General features: G+C 66.3%; 22 protein-coding genes. 15 read left to right on the forward strand and 7 right to left on the reverse strand.

Going from position 1 to position 25,529, the window contains the following annotated elements:
* Positions 1-158 precede the first annotated feature (158 nt).
* From chpT to ACQR1X_RS07270, 9 genes are all read left to right on the forward strand, one after another.
* Positions 159-821, forward strand: coding sequence for a histidine phosphotransferase ChpT (gene chpT, locus ACQR1X_RS07230; RefSeq protein WP_315752676.1), 663 nt, complete (start codon positions 159-161; stop codon positions 819-821).
* A gap of 242 nt (positions 822-1,063) precedes the next feature.
* Positions 1,064-3,838, forward strand: coding sequence for a hybrid sensor histidine kinase/response regulator (locus tag ACQR1X_RS07235; protein ID WP_315800635.1), 2,775 nt, complete (start codon positions 1,064-1,066; stop codon positions 3,836-3,838).
* 26 nt (positions 3,839-3,864) lie between these two features.
* Positions 3,865-4,335 (forward strand): chemotaxis protein CheW, encoded by a 471-nt coding sequence (locus ACQR1X_RS07240; protein WP_315714012.1) that lies wholly within the window; start codon positions 3,865-3,867, stop codon positions 4,333-4,335.
* A 68-nt stretch (positions 4,336-4,403) separates the two neighbouring features.
* A complete protein-coding gene (locus ACQR1X_RS07245) occupies positions 4,404-4,769 on the forward strand; it encodes a response regulator (RefSeq protein WP_006613312.1) in 366 nt (121 codons plus the stop codon).
* Positions 4,770-4,843: 74 nt separating this feature from the next.
* Entirely contained in the window at positions 4,844-6,034 is a 1,191-nt protein-coding gene (locus ACQR1X_RS07250) for a protein-glutamate methylesterase/protein-glutamine glutaminase (RefSeq protein WP_316177476.1), read from the forward strand.
* Positions 6,031-6,900 carry a CheR family methyltransferase gene (locus ACQR1X_RS07255; RefSeq protein WP_316237638.1) on the forward strand — a complete coding sequence of 290 codons (870 nt, stop codon included), beginning with the start codon at positions 6,031-6,033 and terminating at the stop codon, positions 6,898-6,900. Before ACQR1X_RS07250 ends, ACQR1X_RS07255 begins: the two co-directional genes overlap by 4 nt.
* A gap of 222 nt (positions 6,901-7,122) precedes the next feature.
* The gene (kaiC, locus tag ACQR1X_RS07260; protein ID WP_434898571.1) at positions 7,123-8,877 is read left to right on the forward strand and encodes a circadian clock protein KaiC; all 1,755 of its coding nucleotides are present in this window, start codon (positions 7,123-7,125) and stop codon (positions 8,875-8,877) included.
* Positions 8,874-9,170 carry a circadian clock KaiB family protein gene (locus ACQR1X_RS07265; protein ID WP_315803219.1) on the forward strand — a complete coding sequence of 99 codons (297 nt, stop codon included), beginning with the start codon at positions 8,874-8,876 and terminating at the stop codon, positions 9,168-9,170. Before kaiC ends, ACQR1X_RS07265 begins: the two co-directional genes overlap by 4 nt.
* Before the next feature lie 11 nt (positions 9,171-9,181).
* On the forward strand, positions 9,182-10,669 hold the full coding sequence (locus ACQR1X_RS07270) for an HWE histidine kinase domain-containing protein (protein ID WP_434898572.1): 1,488 nt from the start codon (positions 9,182-9,184) through the stop codon (positions 10,667-10,669).
* A gap of 31 nt (positions 10,670-10,700) precedes the next feature.
* On the opposite strand, the gene ACQR1X_RS07275 is transcribed toward ACQR1X_RS07270, so the two are convergent.
* From ACQR1X_RS07275 to ACQR1X_RS07300, 6 genes are all read right to left on the reverse strand, one after another.
* The gene (locus ACQR1X_RS07275; RefSeq protein ID WP_434898573.1) at positions 10,701-11,840 is read right to left on the reverse strand and encodes a DUF2252 family protein; all 1,140 of its coding nucleotides are present in this window, start codon (positions 11,838-11,840) and stop codon (positions 10,701-10,703) included.
* Positions 11,841-11,876: 36 nt separating this feature from the next.
* Positions 11,877-12,269, reverse strand: coding sequence for a hypothetical protein (locus ACQR1X_RS07280; protein ID WP_316237634.1), 393 nt, complete (start codon positions 12,267-12,269; stop codon positions 11,877-11,879).
* A 108-nt stretch (positions 12,270-12,377) separates the two neighbouring features.
* Positions 12,378-13,541: a glutathionylspermidine synthase family protein gene (locus ACQR1X_RS07285; RefSeq protein ID WP_434898574.1), complete on the reverse strand. Its 1,164-nt coding sequence runs from the start codon at positions 13,539-13,541 to the stop codon at positions 12,378-12,380.
* Between the two features lie 339 nt (positions 13,542-13,880).
* Complete coding sequence (locus tag ACQR1X_RS07290) at positions 13,881-14,276, reverse strand: hypothetical protein (RefSeq protein WP_434898575.1); 396 nt, start codon at positions 14,274-14,276, stop codon at positions 13,881-13,883.
* 2 nt (positions 14,277-14,278) lie between these two features.
* Positions 14,279-14,683 carry a DUF350 domain-containing protein gene (locus tag ACQR1X_RS07295; RefSeq protein ID WP_434898576.1) on the reverse strand — a complete coding sequence of 135 codons (405 nt, stop codon included), beginning with the start codon at positions 14,681-14,683 and terminating at the stop codon, positions 14,279-14,281.
* 69 nt (positions 14,684-14,752) lie between these two features.
* Entirely contained in the window at positions 14,753-15,508 is a 756-nt protein-coding gene (locus ACQR1X_RS07300) for a GntR family transcriptional regulator (RefSeq protein WP_316216659.1), read from the reverse strand.
* 204 nt (positions 15,509-15,712) lie between these two features.
* On the opposite strand from ACQR1X_RS07300, the gene ACQR1X_RS07305 reads away from it, so the two are divergent.
* The 6 genes from ACQR1X_RS07305 (at position 15,713) to ACQR1X_RS07330 (ending at position 23,401) form a co-directional block, all read left to right on the forward strand.
* Positions 15,713-16,714 (forward strand): ABC transporter substrate-binding protein, encoded by a 1,002-nt coding sequence (locus ACQR1X_RS07305; protein ID WP_315803491.1) that lies wholly within the window; start codon positions 15,713-15,715, stop codon positions 16,712-16,714.
* Between the two features lies 1 nt (position 16,715).
* On the forward strand, positions 16,716-17,525 hold the full coding sequence (locus tag ACQR1X_RS07310; RefSeq protein ID WP_315803226.1) for an ABC transporter permease: 810 nt from the start codon (positions 16,716-16,718) through the stop codon (positions 17,523-17,525).
* A 2-nt stretch (positions 17,526-17,527) separates the two neighbouring features.
* Positions 17,528-18,298, forward strand: a complete 771-nt coding sequence (locus ACQR1X_RS07315) for an ABC transporter ATP-binding protein (RefSeq protein WP_315803227.1) — start codon at positions 17,528-17,530, stop codon at positions 18,296-18,298.
* Between the two features lie 340 nt (positions 18,299-18,638).
* The gene (locus tag ACQR1X_RS07320; RefSeq protein WP_315803228.1) at positions 18,639-19,367 is read left to right on the forward strand and encodes a maleate cis-trans isomerase family protein; all 729 of its coding nucleotides are present in this window, start codon (positions 18,639-18,641) and stop codon (positions 19,365-19,367) included.
* Between the two features lie 19 nt (positions 19,368-19,386).
* The gene (gene hydA, locus ACQR1X_RS07325) at positions 19,387-20,790 is read left to right on the forward strand and encodes a dihydropyrimidinase (RefSeq protein ID WP_315803229.1); all 1,404 of its coding nucleotides are present in this window, start codon (positions 19,387-19,389) and stop codon (positions 20,788-20,790) included.
* Between the two features lie 526 nt (positions 20,791-21,316).
* Positions 21,317-23,401 (forward strand): phospholipase D-like domain-containing protein, encoded by a 2,085-nt coding sequence (locus ACQR1X_RS07330; RefSeq protein ID WP_316216660.1) that lies wholly within the window; start codon positions 21,317-21,319, stop codon positions 23,399-23,401.
* 1,286 nt (positions 23,402-24,687) lie between these two features.
* Here ACQR1X_RS07330 and ctrA read toward each other — a convergent pair.
* Positions 24,688-25,389 carry a response regulator transcription factor CtrA gene (ctrA, locus tag ACQR1X_RS07335; RefSeq protein ID WP_012046382.1) on the reverse strand — a complete coding sequence of 234 codons (702 nt, stop codon included), beginning with the start codon at positions 25,387-25,389 and terminating at the stop codon, positions 24,688-24,690.
* Positions 25,390-25,529 lie beyond the last annotated feature (140 nt).

The raw sequence follows: 25,529 nt of genomic DNA on the forward strand, positions 1-25,529 counted from the left end.
CGGCCGTTCGCATGGTCGTTGAGCCGCGGCTGCCGGGAAGACCGCTACGTACTTTCCCGTGTCCCGCGTTCAGTCCGGTGGCGGTCCCTGCTTTCGCAGTGTATCAAGCGTTAACGCAAGCATGATTCGCCCAGGTTCGCGGATTTCAGGAACATCGAATGTCCGGCACGTCCTCTCCCGAGATCGCCAATCCGATTCCCGCTCCCGATACGCTCGAACTTGCCGCTCTGCTCTGCTCGAAGGTCTGCCACGACCTGATTAGTCCGGTCGGCGCCATCGTCAATGGGCTCGAGGTGCTCGACGACAATCCGAAGCCGGAGGATCGCGACTTCGCGCTGGAGCTGATCCGCAAGAGCGCCAAGACGGCGTCGGCCCGGCTGCAATTCTGCCGCCTCGCCTTTGGTGCGGCCGGCTCGGCGGGCGCGCAGATCGATCTCGGCGACGCCCAGACCATGGCGCGCGGCCACATCGAGGACGCCAAGACCTCGATCACCTGGAATCTGCCGCGGCTGCTGTTGCCCAAGAACCGGGTCAAGCTGCTGCTCAACATGATGGTGGTGGCGCAGCAGACGATCCCGCGCGGCGGCATGCTGACCGTCGACCCGATCGGCGATGGCGAGACCATGAGCTTCCGCGTCGCCGCCACCGGGCTCAATGCCCGGCTTCCACAGAACATCGTCAATCTGCTCGGTGGCGACCTGCAGTCGACCATCGATGCCCACGCGGTGCAGCCCTACTACACCCGTCTGCTCGCCGATGCCTGCGGCCTCAAGGTGACGCTCACCGCCGACGGCAATGCGATGGTCGTGCAGGCGGCCTGATCGGGCGGACGTCCTGCCGCGCCGGTGCTGCGACCTCTTGTCGTGGGACAGGCGCAACAATCCGTTCACCACGGTTAATCAAGCCTTGCCGATGTGTCCGAATTCGTCCGGATGCATCTTATCTCTTTGTTGAGTCCGTTCATTTGCGCTTACTCAACTAATATTAAACGCTTTGCACCGAAACTGGCCACGGTTTGAAGGGCGCGTCATGTCGCGTTCCGTTGCGTGCGAAGGCCAGTTTCATGGATGACCTGTTGCGTGAGTTCCTGACGGAGACCAGCGAGAGCCTGGATACCGTCGACAATCAATTGGTGCGGTTCGAGCAGGAGCCGAACAACGCCAAGATCCTCGATAACATCTTCCGGCTGGTGCACACGATCAAGGGGACCTGCGGTTTCCTCGGCCTGCCGCGGCTCGAGGCGCTGGCGCATGCCGCCGAAACCCTGATGGGCAAATTCCGCGACGGCATGCCGGTCACCGGCGAGGCCGTGACGCTGATCCTCACCACCATCGACCGCATCAAGGACATCCTGGGACAGCTCGAGGCCAACGAGGCCGAGCCCGAGGGCGAGGACCGCGACCTCATCAGCGAGCTCGAAGCCATGGTCGAGCGCGGCATGGCGGCCATGGCCGCCGGCGAGGCCGCGCCACCGCTCGCGCCCGCGGCGCCCGAACCGCCGCCCAAGCCCGCGGTGACGCAGGGCTCGTTGATCGACCAGACGCTGGAGCGTCCGCTGCGTCCGGGCGAAGTGTCGCTCGACGAGCTGGAGCGCGCCTTCCGCGAGACCGCGATCGAGATGCCGCCCGCGCATGAGAAGGCGCCTGAGCCCAAAGCCGCTGCCCCGGCGCCGGTCGCCAAGGCCGGGCCTGCCAAGGCGGAAGCAGAGAAGGCCGAGCCGAAGAAGGCGGCGCGGCCGAAGGCCAATGCCGACGGCGAGGTGCACGAGAACGACAAGGTCGCCAACCAGTCGATCCGCGTCAACGTCGACACGCTCGAACATCTGATGACGATGGTCTCCGAGCTGGTGCTGACGCGCAACCAGCTGCTCGAGATCGCCCGCCGCAACGAGGACACCGAGTTCAAGGTGCCGCTGCAGCGGCTGTCCAACGTCACCGCCGAGCTGCAGGAGGGCGTCATGAAGACGCGCATGCAGCCGATCGGCAATGCCTGGCAGAAGCTGCCGCGCATCGTCCGCGACCTCGCGACCGAACTCGGCAAGCAGATCGAGCTCGAGATGCACGGCGCCGACACCGAGCTCGACCGCCAGGTGCTCGACCTGATCAAGGACCCGCTCACCCACATGGTGCGCAACTCCGCCGATCACGGCCTGGAGACGATGGCCGAGCGCGCCGCGGCCGGCAAGGCCGAGCAGGGCACCATCCGGCTCTCCGCCTATCATGAAGGCGGCCATATCATCATCTGCATCGCCGACAACGGCCGCGGCCTCAACACCGAGCGCATCAAGGCCAAGGCCCTGGCGAACGGCCTCGTCACCGAGGCCGAGCTCGAGAAGATGACCGAAGCGCAGATCCACAAGTTCATCTTCGAGCCGGGCTTCTCGACCGCGGCCGCCGTCACCTCGGTCTCGGGCCGCGGCGTCGGCATGGACGTGGTGCGCACCAACATCGACCAGATCGGCGGCACCATCGACATCAAGTCGGTGGTCGGCGAGGGCACCTCGGTCACCATCAAGATCCCGCTGACGCTCGCGATCGTCTCGGCGCTGATCGTCGAAGCCGGCGGCGACCGCTTCGCGATCCCGCAATTGTCGGTCGTCGAGCTGGTGCGCGCGCGCGCCAACTCCGAGCACCGCATCGAGCGCATCAAGGACACCGCGGTCCTGCGCCTGCGCAACAAGCTCTTGCCGCTGATGCATCTGAAGAAGCTCCTGAAGATCGACGACGGCTCGTCGACCGATCCGGAGAACGGCTTCATCGTGGTGACGCAGGTCGGCAACCAGACCTTCGGCATCGTGGTGGACTGCGTGTTCCACACCGAGGAAATCGTGGTCAAGCCGATGTCGACCAAGCTGCGTCACATCGACATGTTCTCGGGCAACACGATCCTGGGCGACGGCGCCGTGATCATGATCATCGATCCGAACGGCATTGCGAAAGCGCTCGGCGCCGCCGGCTCGGCCTCGCAGGCGGTGTCCGACGAGCACGCCGCGCATCACGCCATCGGCGGCGAGCAGCTCACCTCGCTGCTGGTGTTCCGGGCCGGGACGGCGCAGCCCAAGGCGGTGCCGCTGGCGCTGGTCACGCGGCTCGAGGAGATCGCGGCCGACAAGATCGAGATCTCCAACGGCCGCTACATGGTGCAGTACCGCGACCAGCTGATGCCCTTGGTGCAGATGGAAGGCGTGTCGGTGCAGACGTCGGGCTCGCAGCCGATCCTGGTGTTCGCCGACGAGACCCGCGCGATGGGCCTCGTGGTCGACGAGATCATCGACATCGTCGAGGAGCGGCTCAACATCCAGGTCTCCGGCGCCAAGGACGGCATCCTCGGCTCGGCGGTGATCAAGGGCCAGGCGACCGAGGTGATCGACGTCGGCCACTTCCTGCCGATGGCGTTCGCCGACTGGTTCATCCGCAAGGAGATGGCCACCGAGTCGCAGACGCAGTCGGTGCTGCTGGTCGATGACTCGCCGTTCTTCCGCAACATGCTGGCGCCGGTGTTGAAGTCGGCCGGCTACAAGGTGCGCACGGCGGCCTCGGCGCTCGAGGGCCTGGCCACGCTGCGCTCCGGGCACAGCTTCGACATCGTCGTCACCGACATCGAGATGCCGGAGATGAACGGCTTCGAGTTCACCGAGGCGATCCGCGCCGACCAGAACCTGAACCAGATGCCGGTCATCGCGGTGTCGTCGCTGGTGTCGCCGGCGGCGATCGAGCGCGGCCGCCAGGCCGGGCTCTACGACTACATCGCCAAGTTCGACCGGCCCGGCCTGATCGCGGCGCTGAAGGAACAGATCGAGGAACGGGCCCGCGCCGAAGCCAACCGGCGGGCCGCGTGACAGCAAGCGGACAGGAGTAGCGTGCGATGAGCAGCAAGATCGAAACCACCGAGGGCGCCGCCGTCGAATACGTCACCGCGATGATCGGCGGCCAGCTGTTCGGCCTGCCGATCTCCCGGGTCCAGGACGTGTTCATGCCGGAGCGGGTGACGCGGGTGCCGCTGTCATCGGCGGAGATCGCAGGCGTCCTGAACCTGCGCGGCCGCATCGTGACCGTCGTCGACATGCGGGCGCGGCTCGGCCTCGCGCGCGCCGAGGACGGCAAGCCGCCGATGGCGGTCGGCGTCGATCTGCGCGGCGAGTCCTATGGTCTCCTGATCGACCAGATCGGCGAGGTGCTGCGGCTGCCGGAGGAGGGCCGGGAGGAGAACCCCGTCAACCTCGACCCGCGCATGGCGAAGCTTGCCGGCGGCGTGCACCGCCTCGACGGCCAGCTGATGGTCATTCTCGACGTCGATCGCGTGCTCGAGCTCGCCGCCGACAAGATGGCGGCCTGAACACTGCAACGTGAGGGCAGCGGCGCATCAGGCGTCGTTGCATTGGACCCTGATCTCGTGAGGCTGAAATGAGAACTTGTCTGGTAGTTGACGATTCCAGCGTCATTCGAAAGGTGGCGCGACGCATTCTGGAAGGTCTGGATTTCCAGATCGTGGAAGCGGAGGACGGCGAGCAGGCGCTGGAGATCTGCAAGCGGGGCCTCCCGGATGCGGTGCTGCTCGACTGGAACATGCCCGTCATGGACGGCTACGAGTTCCTCGGCAACCTCCGGCGCATGCCGGGCGGCGACGCGCCGAAGGTGGTGTTCTGCACGACCGAGAACGATGTCGCGCACATCGCGCGCGCGCTGCACGCCGGGGCCAACGAGTACATCATGAAGCCCTTCGACAAGGACATCGTGACCGCGAAGTTTCAGGAAGTCGGGCTGATCTGATCTCCGTCGCGTGCGTCGGTCCCGTGGTCATCCGGGCTTGCCGTCACCCCGTGCCTCTGTCCTGTTGGTGAACTATGAGCGTCGCGTTGGCCAGTTCTTCGATCCCAAGTTCGACCAGGCAGGAACCTCTCCGGGTGATGGTCGTGGACGATTCCGTGGTCATCCGCGGCATGATCTCGCGTTGGATCGCGTCTGAGCCCGACATGGTCGTGGCGGCGTCGCTGCGCACCGGCCTCGAAGCCGTGAACCAGATCGATCGCGTCAATCCCGACGTCGCCGTGCTCGACATCGAAATGCCCGAGCTCGACGGCATCGCCGCCCTGCCGAAGCTGCTTGCCAAGAAGAAGAACCTCGCCGTCATCATGGCGTCGACGCTGACCCGCCGCAACGCGGAGATCAGCTTCAAGGCGCTGTCGCTCGGCGCGGCCGACTACATCCCGAAGCCCGAGAGCACGCGCGAGGCCTCGGCGGCCGACAATTTCCACTACGATCTGATTCAGAAGATCCGCAATCTCGGCGCCAAGGCGCGCCGCGCCGCTCCCGCTCCGCATGCGCCGGCCGCCTCGCCGATCGTCCCGCAAGTCCAGGGGCTCCGGCCTGCGCCCACGGCGCGGCCGATGGTCGCCCCCGTGGCGCCCGCCGTGCCGACCCAGCTGGCGCGCCGCTCATTCAGCTCGCAGATGCCGAAGGTGCTGCTGATCGGATCGTCGACCGGCGGCCCGCAGGCGCTGATGTCGCTGGTGACCGAGCTCGGCCCCGTGATCGATCGCTTTCCGGTGCTGATCACCCAGCACATGCCGCCGACCTTCACCACCATCCTCGCCGAACATCTGGCGCGCTCGAGCCGCCGGCCGGCCCACGAGGCCGTCGACGGTGAAGTGGTGAAGCCGGGTCAGATCTACCTTGCGCCCGGCGGCCGCCACATGCGTGTGGCGCGCCATGGCGCCGATGTGGTGATCGCGCTCGACAACGGTCCTCCGGTCAATTTCTGCAAGCCCGCCGTCGATCCCTTGTTCATGTCGGCGATCGAGGTCTGGCAGGGCTCGACCCTGGCCGTGATCCTCACCGGCATGGGATCCGACGGCATGCGCGGCGGCAAGGACATCGTCGCCGCCGGCGGCAGCGTGATCGCGCAGGACGAGGCGACCAGCGTGGTCTGGGGCATGCCGGGCGCAGCCGCCAATGCCGGCATCTGCGCGGCCGTCCTTCCCTTGAATCAGATTGGACCGAAGCTGGTTCGTCTGTTTGCTGGAGACCGTTCGTGACACCCCTGGACTATGAGTTCTTGCGTAAGGTCCTGAAGGATCGCTCCGGCCTCGATCTGTCGGCCGATAAGCAGTACCTGGTCGAAAGCCGGTTGCTGCCGCTGGCCCGCCGCTCCAACCTGCCGGGCATCACGGAGCTGGTGCAGAAGATCAAGAGCGGCGCGGAGCAGCTCACGACGCAGGTGGTCGAGGCGATGACCACCAACGAGACGTTCTTCTTTCGCGACAAGATTCCGTTCGATCATCTCCGTGAGGGCATACTGCCGGCGCTGATCCAGTCGCGCGCCAATCGTCGGTCCCTTCGCATCTGGTCGGCCGCCTGCTCGACCGGACAGGAGCCGTATTCGATCGCGATGTGCCTGCGGGAGCATGGCGCGGCGCTGGCCGGCTGGCGCATCGAGATCGTCGCCACCGACCTGTCGCAGGAGGTGCTGGAGAAATCGAAGGCCGGCCTCTACAGCCAGTTCGAGGTGCAGCGTGGATTGCCGATCCAGCTGCTGGTGAAATATTTCACGCAGCTCGGCGAGCTCTGGCAGCTCAGCGCCGACATCCGCGGCATGGTCCAGCATCGCCAGCTCAATCTGCTGCAGGACTTCTCGCATCTCGGCAAGTTCGACATCATCTTCTGCCGCAACGTGCTGATCTATTTCGACCAGGACACCAAGGCCTCGATCTTCGAGCGGATGGCCAAGGTGATGGAGCCCGACGGCACGCTGTTGCTGGGAGCCGCCGAATCGGTCGTCGGCATCACCGACGCGTTCCGGCCGAACCAGGAGCGGCGGGGTCTTTACCAGATCAATCCGGTGCGCAGCCCGCGCGGTGGCGCGGCGCTGCTGCCCGGCCTCAAGGTGGTTGCGGCGCGCTGACGCCGGCCGGAGCGGTCGGTGACCGAGGGCGCTTCGAGCGGTCGGGCGGTCGGCCACTCCGTCACGTGCGCACCCGTCCCGCGCGGGCGGCCAGCCCTTTCTGCGCCCGCAGGCCTCTTTCCGGAGTAAATCTCGTCGACCCATGGAACTTTTCGGTTCCCGCCGCGTCTACTCATGCCTTTGTGTGGGCTCATGCGTGTTGGATTGATGGCGGGGGATTGGATGAAAACGAGTGTGCGTCCTCGGATTGTGACGCGGGATCTTCCTGTCATCGCCAAATCGCCGACCGGGATCGACGGTCTCGACGAGGTCACCTTCGGCGGCTTGCCGCAGGGGCGGCCGACGCTGCTGTGCGGCGCGGCCGGTTGTGGCAAGACATTGTTCGCGATGACGTTTCTCTACAATGGCGCGGTCGCCTATGACGAGCCGGGCGTGTTCATTGCCTTCGAGGAGCAGCCCGAGGACCTGATCAAGAACGTCGGCTCGCTCAGCTACGACGTCGAGCGGCTGATCGAGCAGAAGAAGCTCGTGGTCGACCACATCCATCTCGATCGCAACGAGATCGAGGAGGCGGGGGATTACGATCTCGACGGCCTGTTCATCCGCATCGGCTTCGCGATCGACTCGATCGGCGCCAAGCGCGTCGTGATCGATACCATCGAGACCCTGTTCGGCGGCCTCGACAACCAGGCGGTGCTGCGCTCCGAGCTGCGCCGGCTGTTCGAATGGCTGAAGAGCAAGGGCGTCACCGCCATCATCACCGGCGAGCGCGGCGACGGCACGCTGACGCGCTACGGCCTCGAGGAATACGTCGCCGACTGCGTCATCCTGCTCGACAACCGCGTGCATGACCAGCTCTCGACGCGGCGGCTGCGCGTGGTGAAGTACCGCGGCACGGCGCACGGCACCAACGAATACCCCTTCATCATCGACCAGGAAGGCATCACGGTGATGCCGATCACCTCGTCGGGCCTCGCGCATGATGCGTTGACCGATCGGGTGTCGACCGGCATCGCCGATCTCGACCAGATGCTCGAGGGCCAGGGCTACTACAAGGGGTCGAGCATCCTGATCTCGGGCATGGCCGGCGCCGGCAAGTCGACGGTCTCGGCGCACTTCGCCAATTCGATCTGCAAGAGCGGACAACGCTGCATCTATTTCGCGATGGAAGAATCGCCGCAGCAGATCATCCGCAACATGAAGTCGGTCGGGCTCGACCTGCAGCAATGGGTCGATCGCGGCCTGCTGCGGTTCTCGGCGCGGCGCCCCAATCTGTACGGACTGGAAACGCACCTCGCCGCGATGCATCGCGAGGTCAAGGAGTTCGATCCCGCCGCTGTCGTGGTCGATCCCATCTCGGCGCTCATGGGCGCCGGCGTTGCCGGCGACGTGCATTCGATGACGCTGCGCCTGATCGACTTCCTGAAGGCGCGCGGCGTCACGGCGCTGTTCACCAATCTCGGCGCCGGCAGCGCGGAGACGGCGACGACCGAGATGCAGATCTCGTCGCTCACCGACACCTGGCTGCTGCTCTACAATCGCGAGAGCAACGGTGAGCACAATCGCCAGCTCTACCTGTTGAAGTCGCGCGGCATGGCGCATTCCAACCAGGTCCGCGAATTCCTGATGGGTGCCGACGGCATCTCGCTGCGCGAGGTCTATGTCGGCCCGGAGGGCGTGCTCACGGGATCGGCCAGGGTGGCGCAGGAGGCGAGAGATCGCGTCGAGCGCCTTCTGCGCACGCAGGAGACGGAACGCCGCACGCGCGAGATCGAACGTCGCCGCCGCGACCTCGCGGCTCAGATCGAAACGCTCAAGGCTCAACTGGCCAACGAGGAAAGCGAAATGGAGCTCATCAATCTGGAAGGTGCGGCTCGCGACGATCAGCGTGAAGCCGCTCGCCGGGCGCAGGTCGAGAGCCGCTCGTCCCGGCGCGGTCCGCGCTCCCCCGCCAACCCGCTGACATCCAGCAAATGATGGCCGCTCCGATGGAACAGGATGGCTACAATCTCCGGCTCTATGTTGCCGGTCAGACCCCGAAATCGCTGGCGGCGCTCGCCAATCTCAAGAAGCTGTGCGAGACGCATCTGCCGGGCCGCTATACCATCGAGGTGATCGACCTGATGAAGGACCCGGCCCTCGCGCAACGCGACCAGATCGTTGCGATCCCGACCTTGATCCGTCAACTGCCCGAGCCCCTCAAGCGAATCATCGGCGATCTCTCCAATGCGGAGAAGGTGCTGGTTGGTCTGGACATCGCACCGAGCTGAACGGAGGACGCGTGGCATCAACAGACGCGATGCAGGCGGGACGGCCGCGTAACGAGGCGGAAGAGACGGTCGAGGCCATTCATCGCGGCAACGTCGATGCCGTGGTGGTGCAGGGCCCGACCGGACCCCAGGTCATCATGCTGCAGGGCGCGGACGCGCCCTATCATGTGCTGGTCGAGCGCATGAGCGACGGCGCGCTGACGCTCGATGCCGACGGCTGCATCGTCTATGTCAATTCCAGGCTGTGCGCGCTGACCGGCCTCGACGCCCAGGAGCTGGTGGGACGCAGCTTCGCCTCGCTGTTCGCTGGAGCAGTGCCCGAGCAGCGCGCCGACGATGCCATGACCGACGCGCAGCTGCGCCGCGCCGATGGCGGCCAGCTGCCGGTGTCGGTCTGGATGCGGCAGATGGCGATGGGCGGCGTCGTCGCCACGCTCGTGACCTTGACGGACATGTCGATTCAGCGGCGCGCCGAGGAGGTCGCCAATGCCGAGCGCTTCGCGCGCTCGATCCTGGAGCAGGCGACCGATGCGGTCGTGGTGCTGGCGCTCGACGGCCGGATCACCCATGCGAGCTGGGTCGCCGAGCAGCTCGCGGAACGACCGCCGGTCGGCCAGTTGTTTTCTGAGGCGTTCCCGCTCGATGGGCAGAGCGCCAGCCAGCAAGGCACGTTGACGCGCTTCTCGCGCGAGAGTCTTGATCAGGCGCTGGCGACCAAGCCCTTCCATGGCGTCGAGGTCGCCTTGCGCAATGCTCAGGCGTCGGGGCGGTCGTTCCTGCTGTCGGGCGGGCCCCTGGTGAACGATCTCAAGGAGACGGTCGGCTCGATCGTCACCCTCACCGACATCACCGAACGCAAGCGCGCGGAAGAGCAGCAGACCGTGCTGGTCGCCGAGCTCAATCACCGGGTGAAGAACATCCTGGCGATCGTGCAGTCGGTGGCGGGGCAGACCTTGCGGACCTCACCGTCGCTGCCGGCCTTCAACAAGGCGTTCTCCGGGCGCATCCAGGCGGTCTCGATCGCGCACGACATCCTGACGCAGACCCGCTGGATCGGCATCGGGCTGAACGAGTTGCTCACCACCGTGCTGGCGCCCTACGGCATCGGCGAAGGGCGCATCGCCATCGACGGCCCGCCGGTTCTGCTGGAGGCACGGCTCGTTCTGCCGCTCTCGATGGTGCTGCACGAGCTTGCGACCAACGCCTCCAAATATGGCGCGTTGTCCGCCCCCCACGGCCAGGTCACGATCTCCTGGCGCCTGCGCGACGATCGCCGCCGGCTCGAGCTGGTCTGGCTGGAGCGCGGCGGACCGCTGATCGAAGGCGGCGGCACGCGCGGCTTCGGCACCACGCTGATCGACCGCGTCGTCCGCTTCGACCTCGATGGCGAAGCGCTGCTGGACTTCGAGCCCGCCGGAATTCGCTGCTCGCTGACGTTTGCGCTGACCGCGGAGACAACGCCCGAACATCTGCCGGCATCGGCCGTGCAGCCGGACTGATGACCTGAGCGGTCGCGTCCGGATCCCTGCCTCAGCGCGCGGTCGGAATCGAGCCTGGCGCCTTGCGGCGCCATACATCGTGATCCCTTTCCGTCGCCTCACGCGCGGCGCGCGCAGCTCGACGCAGCCAGCCGGAACCGCGCTTCCCGAGGTCCGCCGCGATCTCGGCGCCGGCGCGGCGGTCGGCGGCATGGATGGAGGCGAGGTCGGTGCCCATGCCGCGCAGGAGCTCGAGCTTGAGATCGGCACCGGCCTCCTTGCCGAGATCGATCTTGCGCGAGTCCGCAGACAGGCGCCGGACCACGTAGTCCCCGTCGTTGGTTCTGTGAACGTGCAGGAATGGATCGGGTGCGCGATAGGTCCCGGTCGACAGCGCGACGAATCTGTGCGGGTGCGGCGGCGCCGGCTTCGGCTGCGTCCCGCTCTTCGTCCTGTTCTCCGTCCTGTTCTTGGCCCAGGTCCAGGCCGAAGGGACCAGCGCCTTGGCCTCGCGGACGATGCGGCCGCCGCGCCATGTCGCGACGACGACGTAGCGCGGACGTCCGCGGCTGCCGCCGCCGGCGAAGCGGCGGAAGAACGCTGCAGTCTCCACCTGTTCCGGAAGGCTGGCGGTGAGCAGCTTCCGCACCGCGGCTGGAATCGCATCGGCGGCCGCGAGGCCGTCGATCTCCTCCCAGAATGCGCGGCGGCAATCATCCGAGCATTTGACGTAGCGCCTGATCCAGATCTCGTGCTCGTCGAGCAGCGCCGGCCGCGGGTTCTCGAGACCGTCGCGATAGCCTTGGAGAATCGCGTCCGCGGCGTCGCGGCTGTCGATTGCCATGTCGGGCGCGAGCTCGATGCTGGTCGTGAGCCGGACCAGGTCGAAGGCGTAGGGCATCCTCGCGGCCTCGTCGAAATCGTTGACACCCCACACCCAGCGCCCGTCGGCGTCGCGCCACGTGCCGAAATTCTCCAGATGGATGTCGCCGACGCACAGCGCGACCGGAGCCTCGGCCAGCTCCGGGCAGATCTCCTCGATGCGCTGCGCCCAGCGATAGTAGCTGGCGCGCAGCAGGGCGAACGGCGACTTTCGCATGCGCCGGTGCTTGGTGAGGAGGTCGTCCTCGATCACCTTGCATTGGCTGCGAAGCCAGGCCTCGTAGGCCACGGTATCCTCGATGATGGACACGCGATGCCTCCCGATGCACGGGGCGTGAGCGAAGCGTTATGAGTTGCGTTGACGGCGAACGAACGTGGCCTCGCACATCGCGCGCAGCGCGCGCTCGTCGAACGGCTTGGCGAGCCGGGCCAGGCCGCGGAACTCCGGCGGAAACAGCGTCGCGTCGTCATAGCCGGAGGTGATGACGATCCTGAGCTCGCGCGCCATCAGCTGCGGCAGCACGGCGAAGATCTGCTCGCCGCGCAGGTTGACGTCGAGCAGCGCGCCGTCCAGGCCGCCGCGCTCGGCCTCGCGCAGCACGTCGCCGACGCGCGAGACGGGACCGACCACCTCGCAGCCGAACCCCTGCAACACCGTTTCCAGCTCGAGCGCGATCAGGCCCTCGTCCTCGGCGACCAGGATGCGCAAGCCTTCGAGTTCGGTCTTGTCCGTCGCCATGCCTCGTCCCGGCCATGCGCGCCCAGTCGCGCAGGGAATTCGCCCCCGGTCCTATCTAATGCTCTCGACCGGCGAGTCGAGGCGTTTTCGCCGGCTGTCGTTAATATCCTACAGGATGGCGTGCGGCAAAAAGCGCGAGCGGTTGCCGGTGATCGGGCTCGTGTCCTCGCGAATCGACAGGCCGCAGGGCTGATGGTCGACGAGCCAGCTTCCGACCACCGGAAACACGCCGCCGAAATCCGGCAGCGGCGCCAGCGCCTGGCGGATGAAGCCTTCGGCGCCGTAGGGACCGTCCTGCGCGGAGACGGCGACGCCGTCGGACACCAGGCTGACATTGGCGCCCTCGCGCGAGTAGATCGGCTTGCGCACGAAGCTCGGGCCGAGGCTGGCGGCCTTCGGATCGTCCTCGAAATAGGCCGGCAGCAGGTTCGGATGGCCTTCGTGCATCTGCCAGAGCAGCGGCAGGATGCCCTTGTTGGACAGGATGGCCTTCCACGGCGGCTCGATCCACTGCGTCCGCGCCTGCGCGAGCTTGGCGCCGAACGCATCGCGAAACATCCATTCCCAGGGATACAGCTTGAAGGCGAGCGCGATGTCGCCGTCCTCGAGATCGACGAAGCCGCCGCCGGTGTCGCGCCAGCCGATGTCGGCGACGTCAAGGATGGTTGTCGTCAGGCCTCCTTGGGCTGCCGTGTCGGCCAGATAGGCCAGGGTCGTGGCGTCCTCGGCGTTGGCGGTCAGCCCGGCCAGATGCACGCGGCGCCGCTTGCCGAGGGCGCGCCAGCGCTCGATCAGGCGCTCATGGATCGAGTTGTACTGGTCCGCGCGCCCCGGCAGGATGCGGCGCTCGATCGCCTGCTCGAGCCAGGTCCATTGGAAGACCGCGGCCTCGAAGATCGAGGTCGGCGTGTCGGCATTGTATTCGAGCAGCTTCGCCGGCGTACGGCCGCCCTGATAGCTGAGGTCGAACCGCCCGTAGAGGCTGCCGTCCCTCCGGCGCCAGCTCTCCGCCAGCAGGGGCCAGACCGCTTGCGGGATCTTCAGCCGGCGCAGCAGCGCCTCGTCGCCGACGACGCGCGCGACCAGCGCGAGGCACATCTGCTCGAGCTCTGCCGTCGGCTCCTCGATGCCGAGCTCGATCTCGGCGATCGTGAATGCGTAGTAGGCGCGCTCGTCCCAATAGCGCTCGCCGTCGAGCTCGCAGAAGTCGAATCCGCACCGCGCCGCCGTCTCGCGCCAGTCGTCACGCTCGGGACAGGAGATGCGCTGCATCGGCGTCAGCCCCGGGCATCGGCAGGCATGCCGTGCCCATTGCAACAGGGCGCAGCACGGCCGCGGCCGTCATCGATGATGCGGCCATGATCACGCCCGCGCGGTCCCGGCGCCGTCCCGCGTCGGTGACCACGCGATCGCTTGCCAGCAAGATGATGCAAGGCGGCGGCGGTCACCGCGGCCCTGATCGTCGCCCGCACCACCCGGTGCGGACGTTGCATCGGATCATTTCCGATGAGTCGGTAGGCCAGTTTTTTATGATTTTGAGTCTGTGTCAAAGATCCGAATCCAAGATAGCAGCATGAACGCGGTGTTTTCACGGCGCCGGCGCGACGAAAATCAGCCGCCGCCTCCGAAGCCGTGCCCGAACGAGCCGAAGCCGCCGCGCGAGACATGGGTGGAGGAGGCCTCGGCGACATGGCCCGAGCCGCTGCTTCTGGAATCACCGTCGCTGCTGGAAAATCCCCAGCGGCCAGAGCCGCTGCTGCCGCTACCGCCGCCGCTCGAGCGGCGTGTCGTGCATTCGCCGGTCTGCGGCTGGCCGGCCATCGTCGGCGTCTCGGCGCCTGGCTGCGGGCAGCTCTGCTGCCGCGGCATCAGCGCATAGGCCGTGCTGCCGACGGCGAGCGTGCCCATCAAGAGCAGCGCAACATGGCCGGAGCGCTTCACCGGCGGCGTCGCGGGCGGGGGCGGCATCGGCCGGCGCTTGCCGAATTCGCGGCGTTTCTCGGCCATGGTCAGATGATCATCGAGGCGGCGTTCAGCGCGCCGGCGGAGAGTGACGCGAGGCCGAGCCAGATCGCCGAAGCCAGCTCGCCGGCGACGATGCGCTGGGCGAGATCCGGCACCGGAATGCGGACGAGGTAGTAGACGATCACCTGGACGATCAGCGCGACCAGCGCCCAGATCAGGCAGTCCAGCACGTTGGCGGAATGGGCGATGGCGCTGACCAGCGGCAGGGTGAAGCCGAGCAGGCTGAGGCCGAGCGCGATCGCGGCCGAGGGGTGATTGTCCCGGATCAGCTGGAATTCATTGTAGGGCGTGACGCGGGTGTAGACGAACAGGTAGGCCGTCACCGCGACCATCGCGGTACAGAAGTACACCAGAAAGGCCGGCAGGCCGGCGAGCGATTGCAGGATCATGATCGGGCCAGGCGTGAGGAGCTCTCATCTGTCGCGATGCCAGCATGCCCGGTTCGACGTGAACAAAGTCTATCCGCCCTTCGCCAGGTCCTGCCTGGCCTGGTCCAGCATCTGCAGCACCGAATCGCCGGTCTTGCGGGTGTGCTCGGAGAGCGCCTGCGCGAAGCCGGCGCCGTCTCGGGCCCGCAGCAACGCCATGAAGGCCTCGTGCTCCCGGATCGACTCGTCCCAGCGCCGCGCATCGTAGTTGGCCACGGCGCGGGCGCGGAAGACGCTCGCGTGCAGCGTGCTCCACATGTTGAGCAGCACGGCGTTGCCGGCGAGCCTGGTGATCTCGGCATGGATCTGCTGGTTGAGCCGGAAATAGGCGGCGCGCTCGGCGGCACGATGCAGCGCCACCAGCTCGGCATGTAGGGCGTCGAGCCTGGCGAGGTCGTCCGCCGTCGCACGCGCGGCCGCGGCGCGGCCCGCGGCGGCATCGAGCGACACCATCACGTCGAAGATCTCGGCAATCTCGTTTGCGTCGATCGGCGTCACCACGGGCGTGCGATGCGGCCGCAGCTCGATGAGGCCTTCGGCGGCGAGGATCTTGAAGGCCTCGCGCAGCGGCGTGCGCGACACGCCGAAGGTCTCGCACAGCATGCGCTCGGGCAAGGCAGCGCCGGCGGCGAGCTCGCCGTCCACGATCATCTCGCGCACCCTGGCGACGACCTGATCGTGCAGCGACAGCCGCTCGAGCGGCCGCTTGGAGTGGTCGGACGACAGCTTCAGCCGGGCCGGCTTGAAGCGCGTCTTCAGTCTGGGCCGGGGTGCAGGTGGGGTCATGTGGGCGCGGCTGCTCCGCTGCGAGATGCCTGAAATTCGGGCGATGCGCCCGCGGATCAGGCAGATTCTTCAAGATTACAGTGTCACTACATACTGATTTTATTGTATAAAATCAATATTGCATATCGCATCCAATTGGCACGTCGCTTGCTGATGAGAGCCCAAGCCATGAGAGACAAGCCCGTGGATCGACCTGCCCTGGAGATGGATGTGAAACGTTTCGTGCTGCTCATTCTTGCCCTGTTGGCGCTGCCCTCGCTCAGCTTCGCCGACGACGCGTCCAAGATCAAACTCGGCTACGCCAAATGTGCGCATTGCACGCCGATGTCGCTGACGCCGCAATTCGCGGAGGGCGTCGCGATCGACGCCGTCAGCTTCAACACCGGCACGGACGCGCTGACCGCCTTGGTGTCGAAGAACATCGACGTCGCGCAGGTGACCTATCTGCATTACGCCATCGCGCTCGACAAAGGCTTCGACGTCGTCGCCATCTCCGGCCAGGTCAATGGCGGTTCGGCGATGCTGCTCGGCAATGACCTAGAGGTCGCGCCGGGCGACTGGGGCGCCTTGAAGGCGCTGATCGCCAAGTACAAGGCCGACGGCAAGCCGTTCCGCGTCGCCGCCTCGCGCGGCAATGCGCAGGACATCCACATGCGCGGCGCCTTCGCCAAGCAGGGCATCGACATCAACAAGGACGTGCAGTTCGTCAACATTCCCAATCCGTCCGATCATCTGCAGGCGCTGCGCCGCGGCGAGGTCGAGCTGATCTGCACCGTCGAGCCGTTCGCCACGCAGATCATGCAGGCCAAGGCGGCGAAGTTCTTCGGCTTCCCCTACGACCAGGCCGCCGGCAAGCTCACCAACCTGATCCTGACCCGCTCCGACGTCATCGCCTCCAATCCGAAGGCGCTCGAGGGCGTGGTGCGCGCGGTGGTCAAGGTCGACGCGCACATCGCCGCCGACAAGCCGGCGCTGATCGAGGTCATCTCCAAGATCACCGGCCTCGACAAGGCGATCGCCACCGGCGCGGTCGAGAATCTCGATCCCGATCCGAAGATGTACCGCGCCTCGGCGCTCGCCATCGCATCGATGATGCGCGACCTGAAATACATCAACTCGGACGTCACGGCCGCCGTCGAGAAGAACCTCGACTACCGCTTCCTGGAGGCGGCCACCGGCAAGCCGAAGACCGAGCTCGGCTACTGAGATGACGGCGCTCGCCCAGCTCAGGAAGCTCGACCGCGCCATTGTGCCCGTGCTGGCGCTCGCCGGCTGGGAGGCGTTCTCGCGCTCGGGGGCGCTGCCGGCAGCCTTGCTGCCGGCGCCGTCGACGGTGGTGTGGGCGTGGGCGGACTGGCTGGTCGGTACCGACGGCAACACCCAGACCTACAGCGCGCACTGGCTGGCCGACATGCTGGCCAGCCTGTCGCGCGTCGCGGCCGGCTTCGCCATTGCCACGGTGCTCGGCGTCGCGCTCGGCGTCGCCATCGGCTGGTCGCGCAAGACCGAGCTCATCATCGAGCCGACCTTGCAGATGCTCCGGCCGATCCCGCCGGTGTCGTGGATCCCGCTCGCCATCATCTGGTTCGGCATCGCCAACAAGCCGGCGATCTTCCTGGTGTTCCTTGGCGCGTTCTTTCCGATCCTGCTCAACACCATCCACGGCGTGAAGACCTGCGACCGCAACCTCATCCGCGCCGGCGCCATGGTCGGCGGCAGCGAGCGCAAGCTGCTGCGCTACATCGTGGTCCCAGCGGCCATGCCGAGCATCTTTGCAGGTCTGCGCATCGGCATCGGCTCGGCCTGGATGCTGACGGTGACCGCCGAAATGGTCGCGGTGAAGAGCGGGCTCGGCTACGTGCTGTGGGACAGCTACTACTTCCTGCGCTACGATCTGGTGCTGGCGGCGATGGCGAGCATCGGCCTGCTCGGCTTCTGCAGCGATCTCGCCATCCGCACCGTGATGGCGCGCGTGCTGCATTGGCAGCGCAACACCACGCTTCGCGGCGGAGAGTAACGATGGCCACGATCGAGATCTCCGGCGTCTCCAAGATCTTCACCGACAGGAAGCGCAACGCCGACGTCACCGCGCTGAGCGAGATCGACCTCTCCATCGCCCGCAACGAATTCGTCTGCCTGCTCGGGCCCTCGGGCTGCGGCAAGTCCACGCTGCTCAACATGATCGCCGGCTTCGAGCAGCCGAGCGCCGGCAGCGTCACGGTCGACGGACGGCCGGTCACCGCGCCCGGCGCCGACCGCGGCGTGGTGTTCCAGCACGCCAACCTGATGCCGTGGCTGCCGGTGTGGGAGAACGTGGCCTTTCACCTCCTGCTCGGCGGCGGCCAGAAGGCTGAGCGCCGCGCCCGCGCGCAGGTCTATATCGACATGGTCGGGCTCACCGGCTTCGAGAACCACTATCCGTCCGAGCTGTCGGGCGGCATGAACCAGCGCGTCGGCATCGCGCGGGCGCTGCTGATGAACCCGCAGGTCATCCTGATGGACGAGCCGTTCGGTGCGCTCGACGAGCAGACCCGCATGGACATGCAGACCGAGCTGGTGCGGATCTGGCAGCAGCACCAGGGCACGATCGTGTTCGTCACCCATGGCATCGACGAGGCGCTGACCTTGGGCACCCATGTGGCGGTGATGAGCGCACGGCCGGGGCGCATCGTCGAGATCATCCCGATCGATCTGCCGCGCCCGCGCGACATCACCAGCCCGCAATTCAACGCGCTGAAGCGGCATATTCTGGCGTTGCTGCGTGGGGAGCGGGAGAGGGCGCTGGCATGATTGGCGCCTGTCTCCATGGTGCGGAGATTCTGAACCTACTCTCACAGTGGCGCCGAACCGCCGCATCACCGATGACGCGTGCTGTCGCGGCACGGGCGGTGCACCCTCTCCCCTTGTGGGAGAGGGTGGTTTCTCACGAAGTGAGAAACCGGGTGAGGGGTCTCTCTCCGCGGTCTCATCTGTCGAGGCAGACCCCTCACCCGAGCGAGGCCGCTGCACGTTCGTGCATGCCCTCTCCCACAAGGGGAGAGGGCATAGTCACCGGCGGATCGCCCGCTTCTGCTGTTCAAGTATTTCCCGATGGGCCGGAGTTGGCTATGGCAAAGGGATTCACTCACCCATGACCAAGCGCACGCTTCTCGGCATGCTGACGCCGTCGTCGAACACCGCGCTGGAGCCGATCACCTCGGCGATGGTCGCGAGCCTGCCCAACGTCTCGGCGCATTTCTCCCGCTTCAAGGTCACCGAGATTGCGCTGTCGACCGACGCGCTGGCGCAGTTCGACATCAGCAACATCCTGCGTGCCGCCGAGCTGCTCGCCCATGCCAAGGTCGACGTCATCGGCTGGAACGGCACATCCTCGGGTTGGCTCGGCTTCGAGACCGACATGCGCCTCTGCGAGCAGATCACCGCCGCGACCGGCATTCCCGCGACCACCTCGATGCTGGCGCTGAACGAGATCCTGGCGTCATCGAATGCCACGTCGCTCGGTCTCGTCACGCCCTATCGCGACGACGTGCAGGCGCGCATCATCGCCAATTATGCAAAGCTCGGCATTGCCTGCCGCGGCGACCGGCATCTCAATTTGCAGGACAATTTCTCCTTCGCCGAGGTGACGCCCGCGGAGATCGAGACCATGATCCGCGAGGTGGCGCGCGAGAAGCCGGATGCCATCGCGGTGGTCTGCACCAACATGCGCGCCGCGCCGCTGGCGGCGCGGCTCGAGCTGGAGACCGGCATTCCGATCCTCGACACCATCGCCACCGTGGTATGGAAGTCGCTGAAATTGGCGGGTACGGATCCCCGCGGCGTTAGCGGGTGGGGATCGCTGTTTCAGAGATTCGCCTGAGATTGGGAGAGCGCGTCACATGGCTGCATTCGACACCGTCATCCGCAACGGCACCGTCGCCACCGCGAGCGACACGTATCAGGCGGATGTCGCCATCAAACAGGGCCGCATCGCCGCGATCGGCGAAGCCATCACCGATGCCGATGAGATCGTCGATGCATCGGGCCTGCTGGTGCTGCCCGGCGGCATCGACAGCCACGTCCATATCAGCCAGCCGTCCGGCCCGGGCATCGTCATGGCCGACGATTTCGAGAGCGCGACGCGCGCCGCGGCGTTCGGCGGCAACACCTTCGTGATGCCCTATTGCCTGCAGGAGAAGGGCCAGCCGCTACGCGCGGCGCTGAAGGACTATCACGCGCTGGCCGACCAGACCTGCTATGTCGACCACTCCTTCCACCTGATCATCGCCGATCCCTCGGAGTCCGTGCTCGGCCAGGAGCTGCCGGCGCTGGTCGCCGACGGCTATTCGTCGCTGAAGATCTTCATGACCTATGAGGGTCTCGCACTGAACGACTACGAGATCCTCGGCGTGCTGCAGGTCGCGCGCGAGCAGGGCGCCCTGGTGCAGATCCACGCCGAGAACTACGACGCCATCCGCTTCCTCACCGACCGGCTGGAGCGCGCCGGCAAGGTCGCGCCATACTATCACGGCAAGTCGCGGCCAATTCCGGTCGAGCGCGAGGCCACCCATCGCGCGATCTCGCTGGCCGAGCTGATCGACGTTCCCATCGTCATCGTCCACGTCTCCAACCGCGAGGCGATGGAGGAGATCCGTCGCGCGCAGGCGCGCGGCCTGAAGATCCACGGCGAGACCTGCCCGCAATATCTGGTGCTGACCGAGGAGGACATGCAGGGCCTCAACATGGAAGGCGCCAAATATGTCTGCTCGCCGCCGCCGCGCGACAAGGCGAGCCAGGAGGCCTGCTGGGAGGGCCTGCAAAGGGGCGTGTTCTCGCTGTTCTCGTCGGATCACTGCCCGTTCCGCTACGACGACGAGGCCGGCAAGCTGACCCCGAAGGGCCGCACCAGCTTCCGCTGGGTGCCGAACGGCATCCCCGGCGTCGAGACCCGGCTGCCGATCCTGTTCTCCGAAGGCGTCAGCAAGGGCCGCATCACCCTCAACCAGTTCGTCGCCTTCACCGCCACCAACCACGCCAAGACCTACGGCCTGAAAGGCAAGGGCTCCATCGCCATTGGCTACGACGCCGACATCGCACTGTGGGACCCGAACAAGACGGCGACCATCAGCCAGGCCGGTTTGCACCACGGCTCCGACTACACGCCGTATGAAGGCATCGAGATCACGGGCTGGCCGGTCGCGACCATGCTGCGCGGCAAGTTCGTCGTCCGCGACGGCGAGTTGGTCGGCGCCAAGGGCGACGGCCGCTACGTCAGCCGCGGCAAGCCCGGCGCCGTGGCCTAACGCACGCTCGATCCTCGCGTCGTCGCGAGCGAAGCGATTTGTGGGCCGTAGCTCGCAGAGCGAAGGCGGAAGCAATCCAGTGTCGCGGGCGTAGCCCTGGATTGCTTCGTCGCTTCGCTCCTCGCAATGACGCGAGGATGGATCGCGCCGAACTCATCGCCGTCTGGCGCCAAACTCTCGCGGCAGCGTCGGTGCGCCCCCCTTGCGGGGAGAGGTCGAGGGTGGGGGTCCACGCATTCCGCTCTCTCGGTGAGAGCACGTGTCGTGCAAGCGCCGTCAGCATTCCACATGAACACCGGGATCCATAGCGCGTCCCACGACCTTCAGCGCTGGCGGACCCCCAACCCCAACCCCCTCCCCGCAGGGGGGAGGGGAGCTGACCTCGCGTGCCGCGTGAGCTCGCAGGTCACGATCCTCGCCCTCCCGCACCGCACTGCCGTGCCCTCGATTTCCCTTTCCTGCCCCGGATGCATCGAACCGTTGTTGCAACCCGGAGACATATCCTTGTCAGACGAGGAGTGCCGCCATGCCCGCGCTTGCATTTTCCAACAACGATATCGCCGTCGTCGCCTGGACCTTCGACCGCCGCCTCGATGGCTGCCTGGGCTTCGCCATTCACCGCATCGACATCGCCGATAACACCGACACGGTGCTGCCGGCGCTGGCGCGGTTTGCCGGGCAGACCGCCGACAGGCTCGCCACCGACCAGGCGCCGGTGCAGAAGTTCTGGTGGAAGGACCTCTATGCCAAACGCGGCGGCACCTACAAATATCGCGTCGTGCCGATGGGCGGCACGCCCGGCCAGACGCTGACGCCGCTCGCCGGCGTCGCGCCGCTGGAGAGCAATGCGGTCACGCTGACGCCGGAGCGGCCGCCGTTCCACGTCTATTTCAACCGCGGCATCACCGCGACCCAGGCGCTCAGCCATGCGCTGAACGACAAGCCGAGCGTGTCGGCGCTGGCGCCGCACATCCTCGATCCCGCCGATCCCATTCGCATCCGTCTGATGGGCCAGCTCCAGGACGGCCTGACCTCGCTGCTCGCGCGCGCCGATGCCGGCGGCGGCACCATCCACGCCGCGCTCTACGAGCTCAACGATCCCAACGGCCTGGAGAAGCAGCTCCACCGGAACCCGGCAAGCCGCACCGTCATTCTCGGCAACGAGCAGGGCAAGGACTCTGACGATGCCGACGCCGAGAACCGCGCCAATCTGAAGGCGGCCGGCGTCGCCGTGATCGACCGCATCCTCGACAAGGGCAGCATCCCGCACAACAAGTTCATGGTGCTCACCGAGAACGGCAAGCCGAGCGCGGTGCTGTCAGGCTCGACCAACTGGACCTCGACCGGCCTGTGCACCCAGACCAACAACGCGCTGGTGGTGGAAAGCCCGGTGCTGGCGCAGCGCTACCTCGGCTATTGGAACGCGCTGAAGGCCGACGTCGCCGCCGCCGCCGGCAACAAGGCGGCACTGCAGTCGCAGACCTTGCGCGACTTCGCCCATGCCAACAATGCCGACGCGATCCAGGCGCCGGTCGACCTCGGCCACGGCGTCACCGTCGAGCCGATGTTCTCGCCCAACACCCACGGCAAGCTCGGCAAGAATCCCGATACGCCCGGTGACATGGGCCGCGTGTTCGAACTGATGAAGGGCGCCAAGTACGCCGTGCTGTTCCTCGCCTTCGACCCCGGCAACAACTCGATCCTCGACGTCGCCGGCCAGTTGCTCAAGGACAAGCCCGATCTGTTCGTGCGCGGCGCGCTGACCAGCCCGGTGCGCGCGACGAACTTCTCCGCCGCGCTGCATTCCGGCGGTCATTCGGAACGTCCGGCGGAGGCGGGCGCGGACGACTCGGCGCCCCAGGTGACGGTGGTCGGCGAGGCCGGCAAGCCGAAGCAGCCGGGCGCCACGGGCAGCATCGATTTTCGTGCGGTGCCGGCCGGCGCGGTGCAGGACGCGTTCGGCAAGTGGGAGCGGGAGCTCGGCAAATACGGCTTCGCCATCATCCACAGCAAGATCGTGGTGATCGATCCGTTCAGCGACGACTGCGTCGTCGTCACCGGCTCGCACAATCTCGGCTTCCGCGCCTCGCACAACAACGACGAGAACATGCTGATCATCCGCGGCCACCGCGGCCTCGCCGAGGCTTATGCCTGCCACGTCCTCGACCTCTACGACCACTACGCCTGGCGCTTCCTGTTGCAGCAGCACCCCGACATCTTCGGCAAGCCGCTGCAGGGCGATGACAGCTGGCAGGACCGGTACATCAAGGGCGCCGAGGAGAAGTCACCGGAGCTGCGGTTCTGGCTGTCGGCGGCGGGTGGGAGTGGGGCTCCGGCCGCGGGGACGGTGCCGGCGAAGAAGCCGGCTGCAAAGACGAACCCTTCGACGACGTCCGACAAGCCCGTCAAGAAGACCGCGAAGAAGGCTGCCGCTGCAGCGAAGACCGTGGCAGGCGGCAAAAAGACGACGAAGAAAAAAGCCGCAAAGACGGCGACGAAGAAGGTCGCTGGAAAGAAGGCCAAAGCGAAGGCGAGCAAGAAGGCGGCCAAGAAGAAGACGGCAAAGAGCGCTAAGCGAGCAACGAAGAGCGGGGCGAGGAAGGGGCGCTGATGGCACTCGGCCTGCGCTGCGAGGTGCCGACCATCTCGATCCTTGCGACCGGCTCCTTGGCTTCGATGCTGCCGTCGGCCTTCTCGTAAGCTGTTCCCACTTCGGCGTCGGGTGAAAGGTTGCTTCCGACGCCGATGAGTCTTCTGCACATGGGCCGATGCAGCGAAAACCGGCAGGAAACTTTCGCGGACACGGCTTGCGGTCTGCGCTGACCCCAACGCAAGCCTGTCATTTCGTGCTCGACCCGACGAATTTCGGTTTCTCAAAAATTCTTCTTTCGCTTTTGCAGAATTTGTGTTTTACTCGCTCCGTCCCGCCCCAACGAGGGGACGCTTCGCGGTCGTCACGGACGTCGGGTGTGGGATGCGATGGGCGTTGGAGATCGCAGCATGGCTTGGCCGTGCCGACGAACGATCCATGGCGCACGGTGAAATCGCGTGGTCCTGGCCTCCCGGTGCTGAGGCCAATCGCGTGGGCGTTGCGGTCAAGCGCTGCCTGCGGGTGATGGGGGCAAGACAGCCGGTCCCCAGGGAGATCGCGTATAAATCGTAAAGCCATCGCGCGGGGAGGGCCGGGTGTTTCGGCCAGACCTGTGGTGACTGCCGCCTGCTTTCTTTTCTGCAGGCGGGCCACGGGCGCGGCCAGCGCCCGGCCTTCCCTGCGCCCTCAGTTAGGTAGAGGGCGGTCAGAATGGCACATCACTCGGGCGCGGGGCGCTGCGAGATCGCGATGACATGGGATGATGGATTTTGGAGAGATCGATGGCGGGCGATGGCGCGCGAGGGCCAGGCGCCCTTTGCCTGATGAAAGGCGAGGGCGGCCGTGTCCGGTCGTTTGAGGCGTGCGAGCGCGGCGCGCTCCCCTCCCCCTTGCGGCAGGGCGATCGCATATGGTTTTCCTGGGCGGACCTTTCATGGCCTCATGGTTCGAGACGCGTCGCAAGAGCGACGCTCCTCACCATGAGGATCAACAGCTTTGCGGCGGAGAAGGCCCTCATCCTGAGGAGCCCGCCGAAGGCGGGCGTCTCGAAGGATGGTCGCGGAAAGACTGCGCGCCCTGCCTCTTTCACCAAATGCGATCGCCCTCCCCGCAAGGGGGAGGGGAGCGCAGCGGGCGCGTGGCGAGAGCTTGGCTCCATCGCCGATTGCCAGGCGCGAGGCGCTCGTTCCGTCGGAGGCGCCCGCTCCATGAACAACCACCCCCACAAACAAAAACCCCGCCATTTGCGGCGGGGCCCAGTCTGGGAGGAGCAAGCCGTGAGGCCTGCCGGAGGACCCAGTGAAAGATCAGGCGGGGATGCGCTCGTCCATGTCGTGCGGCTCGCGCAGCACGTAGCCGCGGCCCCAGACGGTCTCGATGAAATTGCGGCCCTCGGAGGCGTTGGCGAGCTTCTTGCGCAGCTTGCAGATGAAGACGTCGATGATCTTCAGCTCGGGCTCGTCCATGCCGCCGTAGAGATGGTTGAGGAACATCTCCTTGGTAAGGGTGGTGCCCTTGCGCAGCGAGAGCAGCTCCAGCATCTGGTATTCCTTGCCGGTCAGGTGCACGCGCTGGCCGCCGACTTCGACCGTCTTGGTGTCGAGGTTGACGACGAGGTCGCCGGTCTGGATGACCGACTGGGCGTGGCCCTTGGAACGGCGGACGATCGCGTGGATGCGGGCGATCAGCTCGTCCTTGTGGAACGGCTTGGTCATGTAGTCGTCGGCGCCGAAGCCGAGACCCTTGACCTTGTCCTCGATGCCGGCGAGGCCGGACAGAATGAGGATCGGCGTCTTGATCTTCGACACGCGCAGCTGCTTGAGCACGTCGTAACCGGACATGTCGGGCAGATTGAGGTCGAGAAGGATGATGTCGTAGTCGTACAACTTGCCGAGGTCGACGCCTTCCTCGCCCAGGTCAGTCGTGTAGACATTGAAGCTTTCGGACTTCAACATCAGTTCGATCGACTGCGCGACGGCGCTGTCATCCTCAATCAGCAAAACGCGCATGCCAGTTCCCCATAGTCGCCGCTCCGGGCGTCAGGTCGGCCGCCATCTGCGGCACTCAAAACGCCTTTGAACAACTGATTCGGATCCTGACGAGAGATGGTTAACAAATCCTGATTCCCCTCCGCAAGCTCTATCCGTGC

The sequence above is a fragment of the Bradyrhizobium sp. HKCCYLRH3073 genome (assembly GCF_051167995.1).
Classification (GTDB): Bacteria; Pseudomonadota; Alphaproteobacteria; order Rhizobiales; family Xanthobacteraceae; genus Bradyrhizobium.